20 protein-coding genes and 3 tRNA genes are annotated in these 21,047 nt (G+C 73.6%); 16 read left to right on the top strand and 7 right to left on the bottom strand.

Annotated elements, in window-relative coordinates:
• The first annotated feature begins 10 nt into the window (after nucleotides 1-10).
• Complete coding sequence (gene ilvC / locus WIS52_RS00425) at nucleotides 11-1,015, top strand: ketol-acid reductoisomerase (protein WP_349296015.1); 1,005 nt, start codon at nucleotides 11-13, stop codon at nucleotides 1,013-1,015.
• A gap of 170 nt (nucleotides 1,016-1,185) precedes the next feature.
• Here ilvC and WIS52_RS00430 read toward each other — a convergent pair whose 3' ends face one another.
• Nucleotides 1,186-1,950: an IclR family transcriptional regulator gene (locus WIS52_RS00430; RefSeq protein ID WP_349296016.1), complete on the bottom strand. Its 765-nt coding sequence runs from the start codon at nucleotides 1,948-1,950 to the stop codon at nucleotides 1,186-1,188.
• 39 nt (nucleotides 1,951-1,989) lie between these two features.
• On the opposite strand from WIS52_RS00430, the gene WIS52_RS00435 reads away from it, so the two are divergent.
• The 5 genes from WIS52_RS00435 to WIS52_RS00455 all read left to right on the top strand — a co-directional run bounded on the left by WIS52_RS00435 (nucleotide 1,990) and on the right by WIS52_RS00455 (nucleotide 6,981).
• Nucleotides 1,990-2,796 carry a 2-keto-4-pentenoate hydratase gene (locus WIS52_RS00435; RefSeq protein WP_349296017.1) on the top strand — a complete coding sequence of 269 codons (807 nt, stop codon included), beginning with the start codon at nucleotides 1,990-1,992 and terminating at the stop codon, nucleotides 2,794-2,796.
• Complete coding sequence (locus WIS52_RS00440; protein ID WP_349296018.1) at nucleotides 2,793-3,740, top strand: acetaldehyde dehydrogenase (acetylating); 948 nt, start codon at nucleotides 2,793-2,795, stop codon at nucleotides 3,738-3,740. The genes WIS52_RS00435 and WIS52_RS00440 overlap by 4 nt, the downstream gene beginning before the upstream one ends.
• On the top strand, nucleotides 3,737-4,753 hold the full coding sequence (gene dmpG / locus WIS52_RS00445; protein WP_349296019.1) for a 4-hydroxy-2-oxovalerate aldolase: 1,017 nt from the start codon (nucleotides 3,737-3,739) through the stop codon (nucleotides 4,751-4,753). The genes WIS52_RS00440 and dmpG overlap by 4 nt, the downstream gene beginning before the upstream one ends.
• Before the next feature lie 117 nt (nucleotides 4,754-4,870).
• The gene (gene serA, locus WIS52_RS00450) at nucleotides 4,871-6,484 is read left to right on the top strand and encodes a phosphoglycerate dehydrogenase (RefSeq protein ID WP_349296020.1); all 1,614 of its coding nucleotides are present in this window, start codon (nucleotides 4,871-4,873) and stop codon (nucleotides 6,482-6,484) included.
• 212 nt (nucleotides 6,485-6,696) lie between these two features.
• Nucleotides 6,697-6,981 (top strand): hypothetical protein, encoded by a 285-nt coding sequence (locus WIS52_RS00455; protein ID WP_349296021.1) that lies wholly within the window; start codon nucleotides 6,697-6,699, stop codon nucleotides 6,979-6,981.
• 24 nt (nucleotides 6,982-7,005) lie between these two features.
• Here the strand turns inward: WIS52_RS00455 and WIS52_RS00460 are convergent, their stop codons facing one another.
• From WIS52_RS00460 to WIS52_RS00470, 3 genes are read right to left on the bottom strand one after another with little or no spacing between them, the layout of a single operon-like run.
• Nucleotides 7,006-8,016, bottom strand: coding sequence for an LLM class flavin-dependent oxidoreductase (locus tag WIS52_RS00460; RefSeq protein WP_349296769.1), 1,011 nt, complete (start codon nucleotides 8,014-8,016; stop codon nucleotides 7,006-7,008).
• Nucleotides 8,017-8,032: 16 nt separating this feature from the next.
• On the bottom strand, nucleotides 8,033-8,641 hold the full coding sequence (locus WIS52_RS00465) for a response regulator transcription factor (RefSeq protein ID WP_349296022.1): 609 nt from the start codon (nucleotides 8,639-8,641) through the stop codon (nucleotides 8,033-8,035).
• Nucleotides 8,638-9,861, bottom strand: coding sequence for a sensor histidine kinase (locus WIS52_RS00470; protein WP_349296023.1), 1,224 nt, complete (start codon nucleotides 9,859-9,861; stop codon nucleotides 8,638-8,640). Before WIS52_RS00470 ends, WIS52_RS00465 begins: the two co-directional genes overlap by 4 nt.
• A gap of 81 nt (nucleotides 9,862-9,942) precedes the next feature.
• On the opposite strand from WIS52_RS00470, the gene WIS52_RS00475 reads away from it, so the two are divergent.
• From WIS52_RS00475 to WIS52_RS00485, 3 genes are all read left to right on the top strand, one after another.
• Entirely contained in the window at nucleotides 9,943-10,920 is a 978-nt protein-coding gene (locus WIS52_RS00475) for an ABC transporter ATP-binding protein (RefSeq protein WP_349296024.1), read from the top strand.
• Nucleotides 10,917-11,684: an ABC transporter permease gene (locus WIS52_RS00480; protein WP_349296025.1), complete on the top strand. Its 768-nt coding sequence runs from the start codon at nucleotides 10,917-10,919 to the stop codon at nucleotides 11,682-11,684. The genes WIS52_RS00475 and WIS52_RS00480 overlap by 4 nt, the downstream gene beginning before the upstream one ends.
• 172 nt (nucleotides 11,685-11,856) lie before the next feature.
• Complete coding sequence (locus WIS52_RS00485) at nucleotides 11,857-12,897, top strand: 3-isopropylmalate dehydrogenase (RefSeq protein ID WP_349296026.1); 1,041 nt, start codon at nucleotides 11,857-11,859, stop codon at nucleotides 12,895-12,897.
• A gap of 108 nt (nucleotides 12,898-13,005) precedes the next feature.
• Here the strand turns inward: WIS52_RS00485 and WIS52_RS00490 are convergent, their stop codons facing one another.
• Entirely contained in the window at nucleotides 13,006-13,314 is a 309-nt protein-coding gene (locus tag WIS52_RS00490; RefSeq protein ID WP_349296027.1) for an EthD family reductase, read from the bottom strand.
• 120 nt (nucleotides 13,315-13,434) lie between these two features.
• Between WIS52_RS00490 and gltX the strand changes: the two genes are divergently transcribed.
• From gltX to WIS52_RS00510, 4 genes are all read left to right on the top strand, one after another.
• Nucleotides 13,435-14,919: a glutamate--tRNA ligase gene (gene gltX / locus WIS52_RS00495; RefSeq protein ID WP_349296028.1), complete on the top strand. Its 1,485-nt coding sequence runs from the start codon at nucleotides 13,435-13,437 to the stop codon at nucleotides 14,917-14,919.
• Between the two features lie 37 nt (nucleotides 14,920-14,956).
• A tRNA-Gln gene (locus WIS52_RS00500) sits at nucleotides 14,957-15,028 on the top strand.
• A gap of 42 nt (nucleotides 15,029-15,070) precedes the next feature.
• Nucleotides 15,071-15,146: transfer RNA gene (locus WIS52_RS00505), tRNA-Glu, on the top strand.
• A 41-nt stretch (nucleotides 15,147-15,187) separates the two neighbouring features.
• Nucleotides 15,188-15,260, top strand: a tRNA-Glu gene (locus tag WIS52_RS00510).
• 185 nt (nucleotides 15,261-15,445) lie between these two features.
• Here WIS52_RS00510 and WIS52_RS00515 read toward each other — a convergent pair.
• Together WIS52_RS00515 and WIS52_RS00520 are read right to left on the bottom strand one after the other, a co-directional pair.
• The gene (locus WIS52_RS00515; protein WP_349296029.1) at nucleotides 15,446-17,314 is read right to left on the bottom strand and encodes an Hsp70 family protein; all 1,869 of its coding nucleotides are present in this window, start codon (nucleotides 17,312-17,314) and stop codon (nucleotides 15,446-15,448) included.
• Between the two features lie 114 nt (nucleotides 17,315-17,428).
• Nucleotides 17,429-18,139 (bottom strand): IclR family transcriptional regulator, encoded by a 711-nt coding sequence (locus WIS52_RS00520; protein WP_349296030.1) that lies wholly within the window; start codon nucleotides 18,137-18,139, stop codon nucleotides 17,429-17,431.
• Nucleotides 18,140-18,220: 81 nt separating this feature from the next.
• Here WIS52_RS00520 and leuC point away from each other — a divergent pair, with 81 nt between their 5' ends.
• The 3 genes from leuC to WIS52_RS00535 all read left to right on the top strand — a co-directional run bounded on the left by leuC (nucleotide 18,221) and on the right by WIS52_RS00535 (nucleotide 20,879).
• The gene (gene leuC / locus WIS52_RS00525) at nucleotides 18,221-19,648 is read left to right on the top strand and encodes a 3-isopropylmalate dehydratase large subunit (RefSeq protein WP_349296031.1); all 1,428 of its coding nucleotides are present in this window, start codon (nucleotides 18,221-18,223) and stop codon (nucleotides 19,646-19,648) included.
• Nucleotides 19,649-20,239, top strand: a complete 591-nt coding sequence (leuD, locus tag WIS52_RS00530) for a 3-isopropylmalate dehydratase small subunit (RefSeq protein ID WP_349296032.1) — start codon at nucleotides 19,649-19,651, stop codon at nucleotides 20,237-20,239.
• A 127-nt stretch (nucleotides 20,240-20,366) separates the two neighbouring features.
• Nucleotides 20,367-20,879: an HU family DNA-binding protein gene (locus WIS52_RS00535; RefSeq protein ID WP_349296033.1), complete on the top strand. Its 513-nt coding sequence runs from the start codon at nucleotides 20,367-20,369 to the stop codon at nucleotides 20,877-20,879.
• The last annotated feature ends 168 nt before the right edge of the window (nucleotides 20,880-21,047 follow it).

Raw genomic sequence — 21,047 nt, forward strand, 5'->3', positions numbered from 1 at the left:
CCGCGAAGCCATGAGTGTCAACATCTACTACGACGCCGACGCCGACCTGTCGATCATCCAGGGCCGCAAGGTCGCGGTGATCGGCTACGGCTCCCAGGGGCACGCGCACTCGCTGTCCCTGCGCGACTCCGGGGTCGAGGTGAAGATCGGTCTGCCGGAGGGCTCGAAGTCCCGGCAGAAGGCCGCCGACGAGGGCCTCGAGGTCGGCACGCCGGCCGAGGTCTCCGCCTGGGCCGACCTGATCATGGTCCTGGCGCCGGACACCAAGCAGCGCTTCATCTACGCCGAGGACATCGCGCCGAACCTCAAGTCCGGTGACGCGCTGTTCTTCGGGCACGGCTTCAACATCCGGTACGACCTGATCAAGCCCCCGGCCGACGTCGACGTGGCGATGGTCGCGCCGAAGGGGCCGGGCCACCTGGTGCGCCGCCAGTTCGTCGACGGCAAGGGCGTGCCGGCCCTGATCGCGGTCGAGCAGGACGCCTCGGGCAACGCCAAGGAGCTCGCGCTCTCCTACGCGGCCGGGATCGGCGGCGCCCGCGCGGGCGTCATCGAGACCACCTTCAAGGAGGAGACCGAGACCGACCTGTTCGGTGAGCAGGCCGTCCTCTGCGGCGGTGCCGCGGCGCTGGTGCAGACCGGTTTCGAGGTGCTCACCGAGGCCGGCTACGCCCCCGAGGTCGCGTACTTCGAGTGCCTGCACGAGCTCAAGCTGATCGTCGACCTCATGTACGAGGGCGGCATCGCCAACGAGCGCTTCTCCATCTCCGACACCGCCGAGTACGGCGACCTCACCCGCGGCCCGCGGGTGATCACCCCGGAGACCAAGGAGAACATGAAGCAGATCCTGGCCGAGATCCAGGACGGGCGCTTCGCGCAGGAGTGGGTGACCGAGGACGAGCAGGGTCGTCCGAACTTCACCAAGCTCCAGCAGCAGGGCCAGGAGCACCCGATCGAGGTCGTCGGCGAGAAGCTGCGCGGCCTGATGAGCTGGGTCGGCGAGAAGGCCAAGTGATCGTCTGCCGGAGCGCTCCGGCACAATGAGATCGTCGCGGACCCGCGTGGTCCGCGTGCCTGACCGCCGGGCGCACCCACTCGGGGCAGGCATCGTGGAACCCCCGCTCGACACCAACGGGCGGGGGTTCCGCGCGTTCAGGGGGTGCCCGCCGGGAGGCCGATCGTCGCTCAGCCTGCGGGGCCCGTGTGCCCGATCGTCCGCGACAGCCCGAGCGCCGCGGTCCGGACGGCGGGCACGACCCGGGCAGCCACCAGCCGGTTCGACCATCCCGTGATCGAGATCGCGGCCACCGCGACGCCGTCCGGTCCGAGCACCGGCGCCGCGACACACGCGATCCCCGGTCCGGACTCCTCGTGCTCGTGCGCCCATCCGGCCCCGCGGATCTCCGCGAGCCGGGCGCGCAGGATCCCCGGGCCGGAGATCGTCCGCGGCGCCCGGCGGGTGAGCCCACGCTCGAGCACCGCCTCCAGCAGCTCCGGCGGCCCGAACGCCAGCAGCACCTTGCCGACGCCGGTGGCGTGCGCCGGCATCCGTCCACCGAGCAGCGACGGGATCTTCGGACCTCCCGCGACGGCCAGTTTCTGCAGGTAGACGACGTCCGCGCCGTCCGCGACGGCCAGGTGGACGGTCTCGCCGGTCGCCTCGTGCAGGTCGGCGAGGAACGGCGTCGCGGACTCCTGCAGGTCCCGCTGCCGGGGCACGGTCTGGCCGAGCTCGAACAGCCGCAGGCCCAGCCGGTACCCGCGCTCCGTCCGCTCGACCATCGACCACTGCGCGAGTTCGGCGAGCAGCCGCAGCGCGGTCGGCTTGGCGACGCCGCTGCGCCGGGACAGCTCGGCCAGCGACACCTCGGGCTCACCGGCCCGGAACGCCGAGAGCAGCCCCAGCGACCGGCCCAGCATCGACGGGCCGTTTCGTACAGTGGAACGCACGGTGCCATGGTCGCGCACCGGATGGGGCACGGTCGACCCATGACCACTTCCACCACCGATGCGGTGCGGACGGCGGCGGAGCAGCTGCTCGACGCCGCCCGAACCGGAGTTCCGTGCGCACCGGTGCGCACCGGGCTGTCCGATGTCTCGGTCGCGACCGGCTACGCCGTGCAGTCGGTGATCACCCGCGCGCACCTCGACGCCGGGCGAACGACCAGCGGCCGCAAGATCGGCCTCACCTCACCGGCCGTGCAGGCCCAACTGGGTGTGGACCAGCCCGACTTCGGGGTGCTCTACGCCGACATGGCCTGCGGGCAGGACACCCCGATCGACATCGGACGCCTGCTCCAGCCGCGGATCGAGGCCGAGATCGCGTTCGTCCTCGGCACGGACCTGGATACCGGCGACATCGGCTCCGGAACCGCCCGCGCGGCCGTCGCGCAGGTGATCCCGGCCTTCGAGATCGTCGACAGCCGCGTCGCCGGGTGGGACATCACGATCGTCGACACCGTCGCCGACAACGCCTCGAGCGGCCTCTACGTGCTCGGCGACGACCGCCGCGAGCTCTCCGGCACCGACCTGCGGACCGTCGAGATGACCCTGACCGGCGCCGGGGGAGAGGTCCTGAGCAGTGGGAACGGCGCCGCCTGCCTCGGCGACCCGATCTCCGCGCTGGTCTGGCTCGCCCGCACGGCGCGCGAGTTCGGTGCCCCGCTGCGCGCCGGTGAGGTGATCCTCTCCGGGGCCCTGGGCCCGATGGTCCCGGTCGCGCCCGGCGACTCCTTCACCGCCACGCTGACCGGCCTCGGCGAGGTCCGCGCGCGCTTCACCGGAGGTGCCGCGTGAGCACCCCGGTCGCGATCATCGGCTCCGGCAACATCGGCTCGGACCTGATGATCAAAGTCATCCGGCTCTCGGAGACCCTCACGATGGGCGCGATGGTCGGCATCGACCCGGAGTCCGACGGGCTCGCCCGCGCGCGGCGCCTCGGCGTCCCGGCGACCGCCGACGGCGTCGACGGCCTGATCGCGCTGGAGAACTTCGACGAGATCGGGGTCGTGTTCGACGCGACGTCGGCGCGGGCGCACGTCGCGAACGCGGAGAAGCTGGCCCCGTACGGCAAGATCCTGGTGGACCTCACCCCGGCCGCGATCGGCCCGTTCGTCGTCCCGGCGGTGAACCTCGACGACCACGCCGGCGCCCGGAACGTCAACATGGTGACCTGCGGCGGCCAGGCGACGATCCCGATCGTCGCCGCGGTCGCGAAGGTCGCGCCGGTCCGCTACGGCGAGATCGTCGCCTCGATCTCGTCGCGGTCGGCCGGTCCCGGCACCCGGGCCAACATCGACGAGTTCACCGAGACCACCTCGGCCGCGATCGAGCAGGTCGGCGGCGCCGAGCGGGGCAAGGCGATCATCGTGCTGAACCCGGCCGAGCCGCCGATGATCATGCGGGACACGGTGCTGTGCCTGGCCGGTGACGCCGATCCCGGCGCGATCCGCGCCTCGGTCGAGGAGATGGTCGACGCGGTCGCGCGGTACGTGCCCGGCTACCGGCTCAAGCAGCAGGTACAGATCACCCCGGTGCCGCCCGACGAACCCCTGGACACCCTCGTCCGTGCCGGAACCCCGCGTCCGATGTGGAAGGTGCAGGTGTTCCTCGAGGTCGAGGGCGCGGCGCACTACCTGCCCGCCTACGCCGGGAACCTCGACATCATGACCTCGGCCGCCCTGCGCACCGCCGAGCAGCTCGCCGCCCGCACCACCGAGCCCGCGGAGGCCGCGCGATGACGCAGCTCTACATCCAGGACGTGACCCTGCGGGACGGCATGCACGCCGTCCGGCACCGGATGGACCCCGCCGACGTCGGCCGGATCGCCGCCGCGCTCGACGCCGCCGGCGTCGACGCCATCGAGGTCTCGCACGGCGACGGTCTGGCCGGCGCGAGCCTCACCTACGGGCCCGGCAGCAACACCGACCGGGAGTGGATCACCGCCGCGGCCGAGGCCGTCGACCGGGCGGTCCTGACCACCCTGCTGCTGCCCGGCATCGGCACGCTGCACGATCTCCGCACGGCCTACGACCTGGGCGTCCGCTCGGTCCGGGTGGCCACCCACGCCACCGAGGCCGACATCGCGATCCAGCACATCGGCACGGCCCGCGAGCTCGGGATGGACGTCTCCGGGTTCCTGATGATGTCGCACATGGCGCCCGCGGCCGATCTCGCGACCCAGGCGAAGATCATGGAGGAGGCCGGGGCGCACTGCGTCTACGTCACCGACTCCGGCGGCCGGCTGACGATGTCGGGCGTCCGCGACCGGATCCGCGCCTACCGCGACGTCCTCGACCCGGCGACCCAGCTCGGCATCCACGCGCACGAGAACCTCTCGCTGTCGGTGGCCAACTCCGTGATCGCCGTCGAGGAGGGCGTCACCCGGGTGGACGCGTCGCTGGCCGGACACGGCGCCGGTGCCGGGAACTGCCCGATCGAGGCGTTCGTCGCCGTGGCCGACCTGCACGGCTGGACGCACGGCTGCGACCTGTTCGCCCTGCAGGACGCCGCCGACGATCTCGTCCGGCCGCTGCAGGACAGGGCCGTCCGGGTGGACCGGGAAACCCTGACCCTGGGCTACGCGGGCGTCTACTCCAGCTTCCTGCGGCACGCCGAGCGGGCCGCGGCCGAGTACGGGCTCGACACGCGCGACGTCCTCGTCGAGGTCGGCCGGCGCGGGCTGGTCGGCGGCCAGGAGGACATGATCGTCGACATCGCGCTCGACCTCTCGCGGGACCGCGTTCCCGCGTGACGCGGTCCCGGTGGAGGGAGCGGCCCGGTCGCGTCGCAGCGCCCGAGGGGCCGTTCCCGCCTTAGGATGGGTCCCGGCCGCCGACCGCACGACCCGACCGGGGAGCACCTTCAGACCGTGAGCACCGCCGCCACTCGACACACCCGTCCCGTCGTCCTTCTCGCCGAGAAGCTCGCGCCCTCGGCCGTGGAGCTGCTCGGTTCCGGCGTCGAGATCCGCCACGTCGACGGCACCGACCGCCCGGCCCTGCTGAAGGCGATCCCGGACGCCGACGCCCTGCTCGTCCGTTCCGCCACCCAGGTCGACGCCGAGGCGCTCGGCGTCGCCGGCCGGCTCAAGGTCGTCGCGCGGGCCGGTGTCGGCCTGGACAACGTCGACGTCCCGGCGGCCACCGCCCGCGGCGTCATGGTCGTCAACGCGCCGACGTCGAACATCGTCTCCGCGGCCGAGCACGCGGTCGCGCTGCTGCTGGCCGTCGCCCGGCACGTCCCCGCCGCCGACGCCTCGCTGCGCGCGGGGCAGTGGAAGCGCTCGTCCTACGGCGGGGTGGAGCTCAACGGCAAGACCGTCGGCATCGTCGGGCTGGGCAAGATCGGCCAGCTGGTGGCCCAGCGGCTCGCCGCGTTCGGCGTGAAGCTGGTCGCCTACGACCCGTACATCGCGCCGTCGCGGGCCGCGCAGCTGGGCATCGAGCTGCTGGAGCTCGACGACCTGCTCCGCGTCGCGGACATGATCTCGATCCACCTGCCGAAGACGCCGGAGACCCTCGGGCTGATCGGCAAGGACCAGCTGGCGATCACCAAGCCGGGCGTGCTGATCGTGAACGCCGCCCGCGGCGGGCTGATCGACGAGGACGCGCTGGCCGAGGCGGTCCGCTCGGGCCACGTCGGCGGGGCCGGCGTCGACGTCTACATCACCGAGCCGACCACCTCCAGCCCGCTGTTCGAGCTGGAGAACATCGTCGTCACCCCGCACCTGGGGGCCTCCACGGCCGAGGCGCAGGACCGGGCGGGCACCGACGTCGCGCGCTCGGTGCAGCTCGCGCTGGCCGGCGAGTTCGTGCCGGACGCGGTGAACGTGCAGATCCACGGCGCGGTCGGCGAGGAGGTCCGGCCGTGGCTGCCGCTGGTGCAGAAGCTCGGCACCACGCTGCACGCCGTCGCCGGGCGGACGCCGAGCACGATCACCGTCGACGTCGCCGGTGAGCTCGCCGGCGAGGACGTCTCGGTGCTGTCGCTGGCCGCGCTGCGCGGGGTGTTCACGCACGTCGTCGAGGACCAGGTGACGTTCGTGAACGTGCCGCAGCTCGCCGAGGAGCGCGGAGTGTCGGTCGAGCTCACGACCGCGCCGGAGAGCGCCAACCACCGCAGCGTCGTGCAGCTGCGCGGCGCGATGCCCGACGGCGAGTCGGTCACCGTGTCGGGCACCCTCACCGGCCGGGCCGAGGTGCCGAAGCTCGTGGAGATCAACGGGCGGCACTTCGACCTGCGGGCCGAGGGCGAGGTCGTCGTGCTGGAGTACACCGACCGGCCGGGTGTGATGGGCCGCGTCGGGTCGCTGCTCGGCGAAGCCGCGGTGAACATCGAGGCCGCGCAGATCTCGCAGACCACCGACGGCGCCGACGCGATCATGCTGCTGCGGGTGGACCGGCACATCGACCCGGCGGTGCTGGAGCCGATCGGCGCCTCGGTCGGCGCCCGGACCATCCGCCTGATCTCGTTCGACGACTGATCCGGCCCTCGTCGCCGCACCCCGTGCCCGGCGTCGCACCCCGAGCGGTCGTGTCGCACCGACCGCGGTCGGTGCGGGAACCGCGCCGGGGTGCGGGAACGGCCGGTACGGGACGGTCCGGACGACCGTTGCGGATCGGTATTCCGGGTGATGCGGCGGTGTCGCCGGTGTGGGATCGTGTCGGCTCGCCCAGGCGATCGGGGGGATACGCGATGGGGCTGGTACGGACGGTGGCGTTGTCCGCCACGGGTGTCGCGGTCGCGCTCATGGTCATGTTCGGCATCGCGTTCGTCACCGGCATCTCGATGACCCTGCCCGGCGTGGTGTCCGTGGAGTCGACCGTGACCGGGCCGCCGTCGGCCGGGATGACGGTCGGGCCGGGCATCGTCGTCGTCGTGCTCGTGCTCGCGGCCCTGATCGAGATCCCGGGCCGGCTCCGTGCCCGGCGCGCGCTGGACCGGCCCGGCCGCGCGGCCTGTGGATCCGCGGTCCGGTAGCGGGCCACGCGGCCGGGACAGGGCTCAACCGCGCGGCGTCCAGCCCAGCGCGGGCCCCAGCGTGGTCGCGATGTCGGTGAGGATCTGCAGGTAGTCCTCCTCCGGGAAGCCGAACGGCAGCGCGAACACCGCCTCGCCGACCTCCCGGAACGCCGCGTGCGCGTAGAGCCCCTCGGCGATCTCGTCGGAGGTCCCGACCAGGTCCTTCGCGTACAGCACCCCGGCCGGCCCCTGCGGGACACCGACCCGGACGTCGCGCTCGCGGGCGTAGGCGGCGTAGCGCTCGCGCTGCGCGCTGCTCGCCGAGTCGGTGGGGACGACGACGAGCCCCTGCGACACCCGCCCCGCCGGGTGCGCGTCCTTGTACGCGCGGATCTGCCGTTGCTGGACGGCCGCGAAGTCGGTCTCGCCGCCGCCGCGCACCACGTTGCTGGTCAGCAGGTTCAGCCCGTGCTCGGCCGCCCACACCGCGGAGCCCTCGCTGCCGGCGCCGAGCCACATCCGGTCGATCAGCCCGGGGGAGTGCGGCTGCACCCGGTCGGAGAACATCTCGAGCCCGACCTTCCCGGAGAACGTGCTGGCGGGCTCCCCGCGGACGAGCCGCAGCAGGCGGGAGACCCGCTCGCGGCCGAAGTCCTCGACGTCGGCGGTGTCCGGGTACAGCGCGTCGCGCACGTGCTCCCACTGCATCGGCGGACCGATCGACAGACCGGGGTTCAGCCGGCCGCCGGAGAGCACGTCGACCGTCGCCAGGTCCTCGGCGAGGCGCAGCGGGTTCTCCCAGCCCAGCGGGATCACCGCGGTGCCGAGCTCGATCCGTGACGTCCGCTGGGTCGCCGCGGCCAGCACCGCGACCGGCGAGGAGATCCCGAACTGCAGGTGCCGGTGCCGGACGTACGCGCTGTCGAACCCGAGCCGCTCGCCGAGCTCGATCACACCGAGCGTCGTCTCGTGGCCGGGTCCGGGGTCGGCGCCGTCGAACGAGCCGATGGTCAGGAAGCCGAGCCGTTCGAGCGGCTGCGAGGGTGTGGGCACGCTCACGTCAACGTGGTCAGATCCAGCCTTCTTCCCAGGCCCTCCGCGCCGCCTCGTGCCGGGTCCGGGCGTCCAACGTGGTCATCGCCGACGACAGGTAGTTGCGCACGGTGCCCTGCGCCAGGTGCAGCTCGCCCGCGATGTCGGCGACGGTGCCGCCGGACCGGGCGGCGCGCAGGACGTCCAGCTCGCGGGCCGTCAGCGGGCAGTCCGCCTCGGTCAGCGCCATCGCGGCGATGTCCGGGTCGACGAACCGCTTGCCCGCGTGCACCCGGCGCACGACGTCGGCGACCTCCTGGGCCGGCGTCGACTTCGGCAGGAACCCGGCGGCGCCCGCGGCCAGCGCGCGGCGCAGCACCCCGGGGCGGGCGTGCCGGGTCACGACGATCGTCCGGGTCGGCGAGCCGGCGAGTTTCTCGCAGACCTCGACGCCGTCGAGCAGCGGCATCTCCAGGTCGAGCAGCGCGACGTCCGGCCGTTCCCGCAGCGCGGCGTCGACGGCGCTGCCACCGTCCGCGCACTCGGCGACGACCGTGATGTCGTCCTCCAGCCCGAGCAGCGCGACGAGCGCGGTGCGGGTCATCTCCTCGTCGTCGGCGACCAGCAGCCGGATCGGGGCGGTCACGCGCGTACCTCCGTGGCATCGGGGGCGAGCTCGTCGGCACCGCTCAGCAGGACGACCCGCAGCCGGAATCCGCCGGTCCCGTCCGGACCGGCTTCGACCCTGCCGCCGCGCTTGCCGACCCGGTCCCGCACACCGGTGAGCCCGGTCCCGCTGTGCGGATCGGAGGCCGCGGCGTCGTCCCCGACGCCGTCGTTGTACACCTCGAGCTCGGTGCGGTCCCCGGCCCGCCGGACGGTGAACCGCACCCGGGCGGGATCGCTGTGCCGCAACACGTTCGTCGCGGCCTCGCGCACGATCGGCCCGAGCAGCACCGCGTGCACCGCGGGCACCGCCGACGGGTCCCCGGTCACCTCGGCGTCGGCCCCCGCGGCGCGCAGCAGGCCGGCGGCGTTGCGCAGCTCGCCGGACAGGTCGGCGTCGCGGTAGCCGCGGACCAGCGCGCGGGTCTCGGCGAGCGCGTCCGCGGCCAGGGTCCGCACGGTCCGCGCGTGCGTCGCCGCGGTCTGCGGGTCGGTGCCGACCAGGCGCTCGGTCAGCTCGGCGTGCAACGCGATGGCGTGCAGCGAGTGGCCCTGGACGTCGTGCAGCTCGGCCGCGATCCGCACCCGCTCCCGGGTGGTCGCGAGCTCGTCGGCGTCGCGGCGGGCCTGCTCGAGCCGGTCCATCACGCGGATCATGCCGACCGACGCGAGGTCGGCGGCGGCCGGCCCGGCCAGCAGCAGGAGCAGCAGCAGCGGCTGCATCCAGGTGACCACCGGGAACGGGACCCCGCCGGCCACGGAAGCGACGATCAGCGCCACCACCAGCACCGACGCGCCGGCCACCTCGCGGCGCCGCCAGCCGCGCGCGGCGAGCAGCACCGACAGCGCCTGGCCGACCAGCAGCAGCCAGATCACCGACGCGGCCGCCGCCGTGACCGTCCGGAGCGTCAGCACGAACGCGGCGACCGAGAGCACGAGCAGGCCGGCCGCCACCCCCTGCCCTGACCGGCCCGCCGCCGTCCCCGCCGGGCGGACCAGCACGGTGTGCCCGGCGAACACCGCCACCGCGACACCGGACAGCAGCAGCGACAGCGGGTGCACCACCGGGTGCGGCCACCGGCCGTCGAGCAGCATCAGGGTCGGCATCCCGCAGAACACCAGCGCGGTGAACACCAGCCCCGAGCGCAGGTAGCCGCGGACGAGGCCGAACCCGCCCACCGGACCCGTGACAGACGTCATCCCGCGCTCCCGCCGAAACCATGCCGTTGCGTGCGGTTCCGACCCTACTGACCGGGTCCGACAGCAACGAGGCTCGGCGGCATGGGAGAGCGTGCGGAACGAGCCGACCGGCGGCGCGGGGGTGTCCCGGTGCGGGGGCGGGACACCCCCGCGTCGCCGGTCGTCGAGATCCGGGACCTGCGTTTCCGCTACGGCGGGCACGCGGCGGTGGACGGCGTCGACCTGACCGTGCACCCGGGGGAGGTGTTCGGCCTGCTGGGCACCAACGGCGCCGGGAAGACCACGACGCTGGAGCTGCTGCAGGGCTTCCGGCGACCGGCGTCGGGCACCGTCCGGATGTTCGGGGTCGACCCGGTGACCGCCGGGCCCGCGGTCCGCCGTCGGACCGGGGCGGTGCTCCAGCAGGCCGGGTTCCTCGACGAGCTCACCGTGGCCGAGACCGTCCGGTTGACGGCGTCGCTGTCCTCGCGCACCGACGACGTCCGGGACTGCCTCGCCCGGGTCGGCCTCGCGCACCGCCGGGACGTGGCCGTCAGCGGGCTCTCCGGCGGGGAACGGCGACGCCTGGACATCGCCTGCGCGACCTGGGGCGGGCCGGACCTGGTGATCATGGACGAGCCGACGACCGGGCTCGACCCGGAGTCTCGGGCGGTGCTCTGGGGGATCGTGCGCGGCCTGCGCGACGCCGGCACGGCCGTCGTGCTCACCACCCACCACCTGGAGGAGGCCGAGGCGCTGGCCGACCGGCTGGCGATCATGCACGGCGGCCGGGTCGCCGTCGGCGGGACGCTGGCCGAGGTGCTCGCCACCCGGCCGGCGGCGGTCACCGCGGAGCTCGACCCCGGCGTCGTCCCGCCCGACCTGCCCGGGCTGGCGTCCGCGCCGGCCGCGCAGGGCCGCACCGCGCTCCGGCTGGAGGCCGCGGACCTGACCCGCGCGACGCACGCGCTCACCGGCTGGGCGATCGACGCCGGGGCCCGGCTGCACCGCCTGCGGGCTACCGAGGCGGGGCTCGACGAGGTGTTCCACGCGGTGGCCGGGGCGGGGGAGGTCCGATGAGGACGGTGCAGTCGACGGGCGGCCGCTGGCGGCGGCTGGCCCCGGTCGAGGCCCGCCTGCTGCTGCGCCGGCGCACGACGCTGTTCGGGTTGCTGTCGGGCCCGCTGATGATGGTGTTCTTCGCGCTCGTCGCGGGCCCGGACACGGCCGAGGGCTGGGGCCGGCTGGCCGGGCTCGCGGGCCTGGTCGGGATGCTGATCTCGGTCTACACGACGTCGGCGACGGTGTTCACCCTGCGCCGCGAGTCGGGCGCGCTGTCCCGGCTGCGGACCACCGAGCTGACCGGGCCGGGGATCGTCGCCGGGGCGGGCGCGCCGCTGCTGGTCGCCGGCGTCGCGCAGGCGTTGCTGGTGTGCGGGGTCTACCTGGCGCTCGGGGCGCCGCTCCCGGTGAACCCGGCGCTGCTGGTGGCGGCCCTCGCGCTCTGCGGGGTGTTCTGCGTGGCCGCCGGGGCGCTGACGGCGACGGTCAGCCGGAACGTCGAGGGCGTCCAGTTCACCATCGCGCCGCTGCTGCTGGCCGCCGCCGTCGCCGCGAACGTCCTCGTGGCCGGTGGCGCGCCGGACGCGCTGCGCGGGGCGATGATGCTGGTGCCCGGCGTGCCGGTCGCCGACCTCGCCTTCCGCGCGTGGGCCGGGAGCGGGCCGGCCCCGGACGTCGCCGGGGTCCCCGCGGTGCTGGTCGGGCTGGTGCTGCTGCTCGGCTGGACGGCCGTCGCGGCGTTCGGTGCGGCCGCCCGGTGGCGCTGGACCCCGCGCGGCTGACGCTGGACCTTCCGGGGACGGGCCGTCCACGAACCGGTGGCCCGGAGGCGCTCCGCGGGCGCGCCGGGCACACGATTCACTCTCCCGTACACACCCGACCGGGTGGCCAGACGATGACCCTGCGTCGGCAGGCGGTAGCGTGCGGCCAGCAATACGACGAGAGGACGAGGTCATGCGCCTTGCGGTCATCCCCGGTGACGGCATCGGCCCGGAAGTGATCGCCGAGGCCCTGAAGGTCCTCAACGAGGTCGCCCGGGACGTCGAGCCGACGGAGTACGACCTCGGCGCCGCCCGCTGGCACTCCACCGGTGAGCTGCTTCCCGAGACGGTGCTGACCGAGATCAAGCAGCACGACGCCATCCTGCTGGGTGCCGTCGGCGACCCCTCGGTGCCCAGCGGCATCCTGGAGCGCGGCCTGCTGCTGCGTCTGAGGTTCGAGCTCGACCACCACATCAACCTGCGTCCGGCCCGGCTGTACCCGGGTGTGCGCGGGCCGCTGTCCGGTAACCCGGAGATCGACATGGTGGTCGTGCGGGAGGGCACCGAGGGGCCGTACGTCGGCACCGGTGGCCTGCTCCGCAAGGACACCCCGCACGAGATCGCGACCGAGGTCAGCCAGAACACCGCGTTCGGCATCGAGCGGGTCGTGCGGGACGCGTTCGCGCGCGCCCAGCGCCGCCCGCGCAAGCACCTGACGCTGGTGCACAAGACCAACGTGCTGACCTACGCGGGCGCGCTGTGGTCGCGGATCGTGGAGGAGGTGTCGCTGGAGTACCCCGAGGTGTCGGTGGCCTACCAGCACGTCGACTCCACCACGATCCACATGGTCACCGACCCGGGCCGGTACGACGTGATCGTCACCGACAACCTGTTCGGCGACATCCTCACCGACCTCGCCGCCGCGGTGACCGGCGGGATCGGCCTCGCGGCCAGCGCAGCCCTGGACGCGAGCCGCACCAACCCGTCGATGTTCGAGCCGGTGCACGGCTCCGCGCCGGACATCGCCGGCCAGGGCGTCGCCGACCCGACGGCCGCCGTGCTGTCGGTCGCGCTGCTGCTGGACCACCTCGGTCACGTCGACTCGGCCCGCCGGGTCGAGGCCGCCGTCGCGTTCGACCTGGCGACCCGGGACCACTCGGCGACGGGCAACACCTCCGCGATCGGCGACCGCCTGGCCGCCCTGGTCTCCTCCCGCGAGGTGGTCACCCCCTGACGCGGGCGCTCGCCGCACCCCGCCCCATCTCCGACTCATGACGCTTTAGCCCGGTATTGCCGGACTGAAGCGTCATGAGTGCGACGTGGGTGGGGCGCGTCCGAGTACTCAGGGGTTCTGCGACGGGCCGGCCAGCATGATGATGCCGCCGGTCGCGAAGTTCTCGACGTCGGCGACGGCGGCCTTGCCCTCCTCGCTGGCCAGCGCGGCGCCGAGGGCCGCCTCGTCGGCGAACTCCAGCGTCGCGACCAGGTGATACTGCGGCGCGGCGCCGTCCGGCCCGGGCTGCGGCCGGCTGATCGTGAGCCGCTGCAGGCCGGGCATCTTCTTCGCCAGCGGTGTGTGCGTCTCGTCGTAGTACGCGTCGAACGCGGCGGCGTCGGTGGGCTGGGGGTACAGGACGGTGACCTGGTGCACGGTGCATGACCTCCTCGTCACGGCCGGTGCCTCGATGCGCGCGGCCTGCGACCACCCTGACGGATCGGGAGCCGGTCGCGCACCGTCCGGTCGGGCGGCCTCGATACGCTGACGGGCACCATGAGTACTCCAGCCCAGGTCCGGGTGCGGTTCTCCCCGTCCCCGACCGGTACCCCGCACGTCGGTCTCATCCGCACCGCCCTGTTCAACTGGGCGCACGCCCGCCATCACGGCGGCCAACTGGTGTTCCGGATCGAGGACACCGACGCGAGCCGGGACTCCGCCGAGTCCTACGACGCCCTCCTCGACGCCCTGGGCTGGCTCGGGCTCGACTGGGACGAGGGCGTCGAGTCCGGCGGCCCGCACGGCCCGTACCGGCAGAGCGAGCGCGGCGAGATCTACGCCGACGCCCTGCGACGCCTGGTCGAGGCCGGTGAGGTCTACGAGTCCTTCTCCTCCGGCGAGGAGATCGAGGCCCGGCACCGCGCCGCGGGCCGCGACCCCAAGCTCGGCTACGACAACGCCGACCGCGATCTCACCGACGAGGCGAAGGCCGCGTTCCGCGCCGAGGGCCGCGCGCCGGTCTACCGGCTGAGGATGCCCGACCGCGACATCACCTTCACCGACCTGGTCCGCGGCGAGGTCACCTTCCGCGCCGGGCAGGTGCCGGACTTCGTCCTGGCCCGCGGCGACGGCACCCCGCTCTACCCGCTGACCAACCCGGTCGACGACGCCCTGATGGAGATCACGCACGTGCTGCGCGGCGAGGACCTGCTGTCCTCCACGCCGCGGCAGATCGCGCTGCTCGAGGCGTTGCAGCGGGTCGGCATCGGCAACGGGCCCTTCGTCTACGCGCACCTGCCGTTGGTCACCGGCGAGGGCAACCGCAAGCTGTCCAAGCGGGACCCGCAGTCGAACCTGTTCCACTACCGCGAGCGCGGCTTCGTCCCCGAGGGCCTGCTCAACTACCTGGCCCTGCTCGGCTGGTCGATCGCCGAGGACCGCGACGTGTTCACCCTCGCCGAGATGGTCGAGGCCTTCGACGTCTCCCGGGTCTCCGGCAACGCCGCCCGGTTCGACATCAAGAAGGCCGAGGCGATCAACGCCGCGCACCTGCGGCTGCTGGAGCCGGCCGACTTCGCCGCGCGGGTGGTGCCCTACCTCGAGGCCGAGGGGATCACCATCGGGCCGGACGACGAGAAGCTGCTCGCCGAGGCCGCCCCACTGGTCCAGGAACGCAGCCAGGTGCTCTCCGACGCGGCCCGGATGCTCGCGTTCCTGTTCCGCGACGAGGAGTCCTTCACCCCGGACGACGACGCCGCGGCCAAGAACCTCGGTCCCGAGGCGAAGCCGGTGCTCGAGGCCGCGATCGCCGGCCTGACCGACCTGCCGGAGTGGACGACGGCCGCCATCGAGGAGTCGCTGAAGGCCTCCCTCGTCGACGGTCTGGGGCTCAAGCCGCGCAAGGCGTTCGCCCCCGTCCGGGTGGCGATCAGCGGTCGCACGGTGTCCCCGCCGCTCTACGAGAGCATGGAGCTCCTGGGCCGCGAGCGGTCGCTCGCACGGCTGGGGGCCGGTGTCGGCCGGGCCGGAGCCATGGGTTAGAGTAGATACATCACGGAGATCGGGCCCCGATTTTCGATGGGGTATGGTGTAATTGGCAGCACGACTGATTCTGGTTCAGTTAGTCTAGGTTCGAGTCCTGGTACCCCAGCGGGAACCATCCGGTTCCTGTACATCGGAATCATCTCGTCTCGGCCCCGTCGTCTAGCGGCCTAGGACGCCGCCCTCTCAAGGCGGTAGCGCGGGTTCGAATCCCGTCGGGGCTACCACGCGACACACACCTCGCGTTCGAGATCGATCCGATGTTCCTGGCCCCGTCGTCTAGCGGCCCAGGACGCCGCCCTCTCAAGGCGGTAGCGGGGGTTCGAATCCCCTCGGGGCTACATCAGATGAAGGCCTCCGTTCCGTGGAACGGGGGCCTTCACTCATTTCCGGCCGACCGCACTCGTGTCGCGCCAGGGTGGGTGGGCTACGCGTCCGGTGATCATCGCCCGGGTTCCGGTCGATGCCATCCGTGGCACCGGGCGGAACCCGGACGGTGATCACAGCCGTCGGCCTCGCTGTGGGGTCAGCGGTTGGGCTGTGCCGGCGGGTTGGTCGTCGTCGGCGGGTCCGGATCCGGGTCGGGGTCCGGCGGGTCGCTCGACTGGGTCGGGGCCGGCGGATCACTCGACTCCGATGGCGGATCCACCGGGTCCGTCGTCGGCGCCGGCGGATCGACCGGCGGTGGCACAACCTCCCGGGTCGTCGTCACCACCGGCGCCTGCGGGCGCGTGGTCTCCTGGGTCTGTTCCTGCGTCGGCGGCGGCGGCGGCTCCTCGCTCTCCGGCGGCGGCGCCTCCTCCGACGTCGTCGGCATCGCGGGCAGCTCCGGCGTCGCGTTGCTGACGCTGCGGTCCTGCGGCCAGAAGAACACCGCCCCCAGCACGGCCAGCGCCGCGACCACCCCGCCCGCACCGATCAGCATCGCGGGGGAGCGGCGGCCGGGCTCGGCACCGGCGTCGTCGCCGGGGGTGAGGGTCGTCCGGTCGTCCTCGGCGGCGTAGCCGTACATGGCCGTGCCCGCCTCGGCGCCGCCGTAGGCGACCGGCACGGCCGGGATCCGCTCGGTGGGCGGGTCGGCGTGCGCGCCGCCCAGGAACGACGTCCCGGTCATCCCGGGGTCGTTGGCCGGCATCCGGTCGGTGACCGGCTCGGCGTCGGACTCCCACGGCAACGGGCCCGGGTCGGCGGCCAGCGACGATCCACTGCCGCCCACGCCGGCGCTCGCGGCGAACGCGGTCGCGCCGAGCCCGCCGGCCAGCCCGTAGCCCGCGGGTGCCGCGGTGACCGGGTCGACCGGTCCGAGCGCGAGCACCGCGCCCTTGGCGATGGCGTTCTTCGGGTCGGCGTCGACCTGCACCGGCCGCCCGAGCTCGGACGACACCAGCTGCGCGACCAGCGGCACCCGCGACGACCCGCCGACCAGCAGCACCACCGACGGGCCGGTCGCGGCGAGCCCGGCCGATCCGATCGCGCGCTGCAGCGCCTCGACGGACTCGTCGAGCCGGGGCCGGATCCGCTCCTCGAAGTCGCTGCGGTGCAGGCGGATCGTGGTGCGGACGTCGCCCAGCCAGACCGGGATCGACACCTCGGTGTCGGAGGACAGCGCCTCCTTGGCCTCGCGGCAGTCGCGCCGCAGCCGGGCCACCGCCGTCCAGGTGTCCGGGTCGTTCTCGGCGAGCGTGGCGAAGGCCTGCGGGACGGCGTCGTGCACGTGGTCGACGACGGCCTGGTCGAAGTCCGCGCCGCCCAGCTGCTCGACGCCGTCCGGTCGCCCGAGCAGGGTGAACAGGCTCCCGCCGATCACGGCGCCGCCCGGGTCGGCGATGCCGCTGGCGTCCTTGCGCACGACGGCGGCGTCGAACGTCCCGCCGCCCAGGTCGTAGACGGCGACGGTCGCGCCCGCCTCGACCCGCTCGTTGGTCGCGTAGTGCAGGGCCGCGGCCTGCGGCTCGGTCAGGAAGGTGACGGCGAGCCCGCGGTCGGCCAGCGCGGAGGCGACCAGCTCGCGCTTGTGCCCGCCCCACGACGCCGGATGGGTCACCGCGATCCGGTCCGCCGGGCCGCCCTCGACCCGGGTCACGATCTCGATGACGTGCTCGGCCAGCAGCGCCGACAGCTGCTCGGCGGTGAAGGCCCGGTCGCCCAGCGGGATCGGGGTCGGATCGCCGATCCGGCGCTTGAACTCGCGGGCGACCCGGTCCGGCTCGGTCAGCGCGCGCCGCTCGGCCGCCTCGCCGAACAGCAGCGTGCCGTCGACGGCGGCGTAGACGACGGACGGGATGTCGACGGAATGATCACCGAGAGTGACCATCTCCGGGCCGGGGCTGCCGGAGCGGATGACCGCGGCCGCCGTCCTCGTCGTGCCGACGTCGATGCCCAGCAGGTAGCCCATCGTCTCCCCGGAATGCACTCCACGCGCTGACGGATCCGGCCCGGTGCCGGACCTCTACACGGTAGAGGGCTTCGCCCCGTGAGTACTTTTCGGGGCTCTGGGCCCGAAAAGTACTCACGGGTGGCGGAGCCGCCCCTGCAGCGCCTCGGCCGCCGCGAGCAGGTCCGCGGCCCACCGGACCCCGGGCCGCCGGCCGATCCGGTCGACCGGCCCGGAGACCGACACCGCGGCGACGACCTGGCCGGCGCCGTCGCGCACCGGTGCGGACACCGACGCCACTCCGGCCTCGCGTTCGGCGACGCTCTGTGCCCAGCCGCGGCGGCGGACGTCGATCAGCACCCGCTCGGAGAAGGTGGCGTCGGCGAGGATCACCCGCTGGGTCGCCACGTCGCACCAGGCGGCGAGCACCTTCGCGCCCGACCCGGCCGTCATCGGCAGCCGCGTGCCGACCGGGACGGTGTCCCGCAGTCCGGACGGCGGCTCGGCGTGCGCGATGCAGACCCGGGACATGCCGTCGCGCCGGTAGAGCTGCACGCTCTCCCCGGTGATGTCGCGCAGCCGGGGCAGCACCTGGGAGGCGGCGTCGAGCAGCGGGTCCGGACGCCCGCCGGCCAGCTGCCCGAGCGTCGGCCCGGGGTGCCAGCGGCCGTCGGGGGTGCGCAGCAGCATCCCGTGCACCTCGAGGCCGACGGCGAGCCGGTGCGCGGTGGCCCGGGGCAGCCCGGTGCGCTCGCAGAGCTCGGCAAGACCACAGGGTCCCTCCGCCGTCGCGCGGAGAACCCCCACCGCCTTGTCGAGCACGCCGATCCCGCTAGACTGTCCCACGTTCCGATACTAGCTTCCCAGATTCTGGGAAGGCCAGTGAGAACCCCACCACACGTTGCGAATACCGACGAAGGAGGCGGCGTGACGGACGCACAGAGGCCTCGCACGCTGGCCGAGAAGGTCTGGGACCGGCACCTGGTCCGCAAGGGCGAGGGCGACGAACCGGACCTGCTCTACATCGACCTGCACCTGGTGCACGAGGTCACCAGCCCGCAGGCGTTCGACGGGCTCCGGCTCGCCGGCCGCCCGGTCCGCCGGACCGATCTGACCATCGCCACCGAGGACCACAACGTCCCCACCCTCGACGTCCTCGCCCCGATCGCGGACGAGGTCTCCCGTACCCAGGTCGAGACCCTGCGCCGCAACTGCGAGGAGTTCGGCGTCCGGCTCTACCCGATGAACGACCCCGAGCAGGGCATCGTGCACGTCGTCGGGCCGCAGCTGGGGCTGACCCAGCCGGGCACGACGGTCGTCTGCGGGGACTCGCACACCTCCACGCACGGCGCGTTCGGCGCGATGGCGTTCGGCATCGGCACCTCCGAGGTCGAGCACGTGCTCGCCACCCAGACGCTGCCGCTGAAGCCGTTCCGGACGATGGCGATCAACGTGACGTCGTCCGACGGCACGCTCCGCCCCGGCGTCACCAGCAAGGACGTCATCCTCGCGGTGATCGCGAAGATCGGCACCGGCGGCGGTCAGGGCCACGTGCTCGAGTACCGCGGCAACGTCATCGAGAACCTCTCGATGGAGGCCCGGATGACGGTGTGCAACATGTCGATCGAGGCCGGCGCCCGGGCCGGCATGATCGCCCCGGACCAGGTCACGTTCGACTACCTGTCCGGCCGTGACGCCGCCCCGAGCGGCGACGACTGGGACGCTGCGGTCGCCGACTGGAAGACCCTGCGGACCGACGACGGCGCGGAGTTCGACCGGGTCGTCGACATCGACGCCGACGAGCTCACCCCGTTCGTCACCTGGGGCACCAACCCCGGCCAGGGCCTGCCGCTGGGCGCGTCCATCCCGGACCCGGCCACGATCACCGACGACGGCGAGCGGTCCGCGGTGCAGAAGTCGCTCGACTACATGGGACTCACCGGCGGCACCCCGCTGCGCGACGTCGCGGTGGACGCGGTGTTCGTCGGCTCCTGCACCAACGGCCGGATCGAGGACCTGCGCTCGGTCGCCGGTGTCCTGGACGGGCGGAAGATCGCCGACGGGATCCGGATGCTCGTCGTCCCCGGCTCGATGCGGGTGCGCCTGCAGGCCGAGGAGGAGGGCCTGGACGCGATCTTCACCGCCGCCGGTGCGGAGTGGCGCTCGGCCGGCTGCTCGATGTGCCTGGGCATGAACCCGGACCAGCTCGCGCCCGGCGAGCGCTGCGCGTCGACCTCGAACCGCAACTTCGAGGGCCGCCAGGGCAAGGGCGGCCGTACTCACCTGGTGTCCCCGCTGGTGGCCGCGGCCACCGCGATCCGCGGCACCCTGTCGAGCCCCGAGGACGTGGAGTAGATGGACAAGTTCGACACCCACACCGGGATCGGCGTGCCGCTGCGCTGGTCCAACGTGGACACCGACCAGATCATCCCGGCCGTCTACCTCAAGCGGGTCACCCGCACCGGGTTCGACGACGGCCTGTTCGCCGCCTGGCGCGACGACCCGTCGTTCGTGCTCAACACCGAGCCGTTCGAGCGCGGGTCGGTGCTCGTCGCCGGGCCGGACTTCGGCACCGGGTCCTCGCGCGAGCACGCGGTCTGGGCGCTGATGGACTACGGCTTCCGGGTCGTGATCTCGTCGCGCTTCGGGGACATCTTCCGCGGCAACTCGGCCAAGGCCGGTCTGGTCGCCGCCCAGGTGGCGCAGCCCGACGTCGAGCTGCTGTGGAAGAAGCTGGAGAACGAGCCGGGCACCGAGATCACGGTCGACCTGACCGGGAAGACGGCCCGGGCCGGTGACCTGACGGTGGCGTTCGAGATCGACGACTACGCTCGGTGGCGACTGCTGGAGGGGCTCGACGACATCGGGCTCACCCTGCGCCACGAGGACGCGATCACCGCATTCGAGGCGGAACGCCCGGCGCGGATGCCGAGAACGACCGTCTGAGACCGGTTACGTGGTCGTCGTCCCCCTGACGACCACTCGGACGGCCCTGCCGATTCGACCAGTATGCGACCTGGACTCGCCGGCGGATCTGGTGCGGGGCAGCAACGCCGTCCTACGGTTCGCGACCATGAACAAGGCTCAGCTCGTCGATGCGCTGGCAGCCCGCCTGGGTGACCGCCGTGCCGCCACGGCGGCCGTCGACGCGATGGTCGAGGTCATCGTGGACACGGTCGGTGCGGGTGGTTCGGTCACGCTGACCGGATTCGGGGTGTTCGAGCCACGACGACGAGCGCCGCGCACCGCACGCAATCCCCGCACCGGGGAGACCGTGCCGGTGGGGGAGACCGTCGTGCCGTCGTTCCGGCCGGGGACGGCCTTCCGGGAGCGGGTCGCGGGCAGTCCCGCCGCCGCGGCCGGGGCGACGAGTGCGCCCCGCCGCGCGCCCCGCGACCGCACCGCCGGACCCGGGACCGACGCCGCCCCGGACGAGGGCACGCCGGTGCCGCGGGCCCGGACCCCCCGCAACGGGTCGAGCGCGGCAGGGCGCACCACCGCGACCCGCAAGCAGATCCCGCCGGACTCCGGCGCGGCCCAGGAGAAGCCCAAGCCCACCCGCCGCCGCACGAGCGCGAAGAAGTAGCCCGAGCCTCCGCTCGCCACCGACCGCCCGCTGCCCCCGGCGTGAGGGGCACAGGGGAGTAGTGCGATCAAGCGCGGGCGACGCTCCTGTACCCCTCGGCAGCCGGGCGGTGCCGGGCCGTGCGCCTGCGGCCACGTTCGTCACGAACGCCCGGCCGTCCAGCCACGC

It is taken from the genome of Pseudonocardia nematodicida (genome assembly GCF_040105385.1).
GTDB classification, from domain to species: domain Bacteria; phylum Actinomycetota; class Actinomycetes; order Mycobacteriales; family Pseudonocardiaceae; genus Pseudonocardia; species Pseudonocardia nematodicida.

Bases quoted from the DNA above. Each gene is read 5' to 3' on its own strand.
- WIS52_RS00485 (WP_349296026.1), top strand. From the start codon at position 11,857: ATGCGCCTTGCGGTCATCCCCGGTGACGGCATCGGCCCGGAAGTGATC.
- WIS52_RS00475 (WP_349296024.1), top strand. From the start codon at position 9,943: ATGGGAGAGCGTGCGGAACGAGCCGACCGGCGGCGCGGGGGTGTCCCG.
- dmpG (WP_349296019.1), top strand. From the start codon at position 3,737: ATGACGCAGCTCTACATCCAGGACGTGACCCTGCGGGACGGCATGCAC.
- WIS52_RS00435 (WP_349296017.1), top strand. From the start codon at position 1,990: ATGACCACTTCCACCACCGATGCGGTGCGGACGGCGGCGGAGCAGCTG.
- ilvC (WP_349296015.1), top strand. From the start codon at position 11: ATGAGTGTCAACATCTACTACGACGCCGACGCCGACCTGTCGATCATC.
- WIS52_RS00515 (WP_349296029.1), bottom strand. From the start codon at position 17,314: ATGGGCTACCTGCTGGGCATCGACGTCGGCACGACGAGGACGGCGGCC.
- leuD (WP_349296032.1), top strand. From the start codon at position 19,649: ATGGACAAGTTCGACACCCACACCGGGATCGGCGTGCCGCTGCGCTGG.
- WIS52_RS00455 (WP_349296021.1), top strand. From the start codon at position 6,697: ATGGGGCTGGTACGGACGGTGGCGTTGTCCGCCACGGGTGTCGCGGTC.
- gltX (WP_349296028.1), top strand. From the start codon at position 13,435: ATGAGTACTCCAGCCCAGGTCCGGGTGCGGTTCTCCCCGTCCCCGACC.
- WIS52_RS00480 (WP_349296025.1), top strand. From the start codon at position 10,917: ATGAGGACGGTGCAGTCGACGGGCGGCCGCTGGCGGCGGCTGGCCCCG.
- WIS52_RS00535 (WP_349296033.1), top strand. From the start codon at position 20,367: ATGAACAAGGCTCAGCTCGTCGATGCGCTGGCAGCCCGCCTGGGTGAC.
- WIS52_RS00470 (WP_349296023.1), bottom strand. From the start codon at position 9,861: ATGACGTCTGTCACGGGTCCGGTGGGCGGGTTCGGCCTCGTCCGCGGC.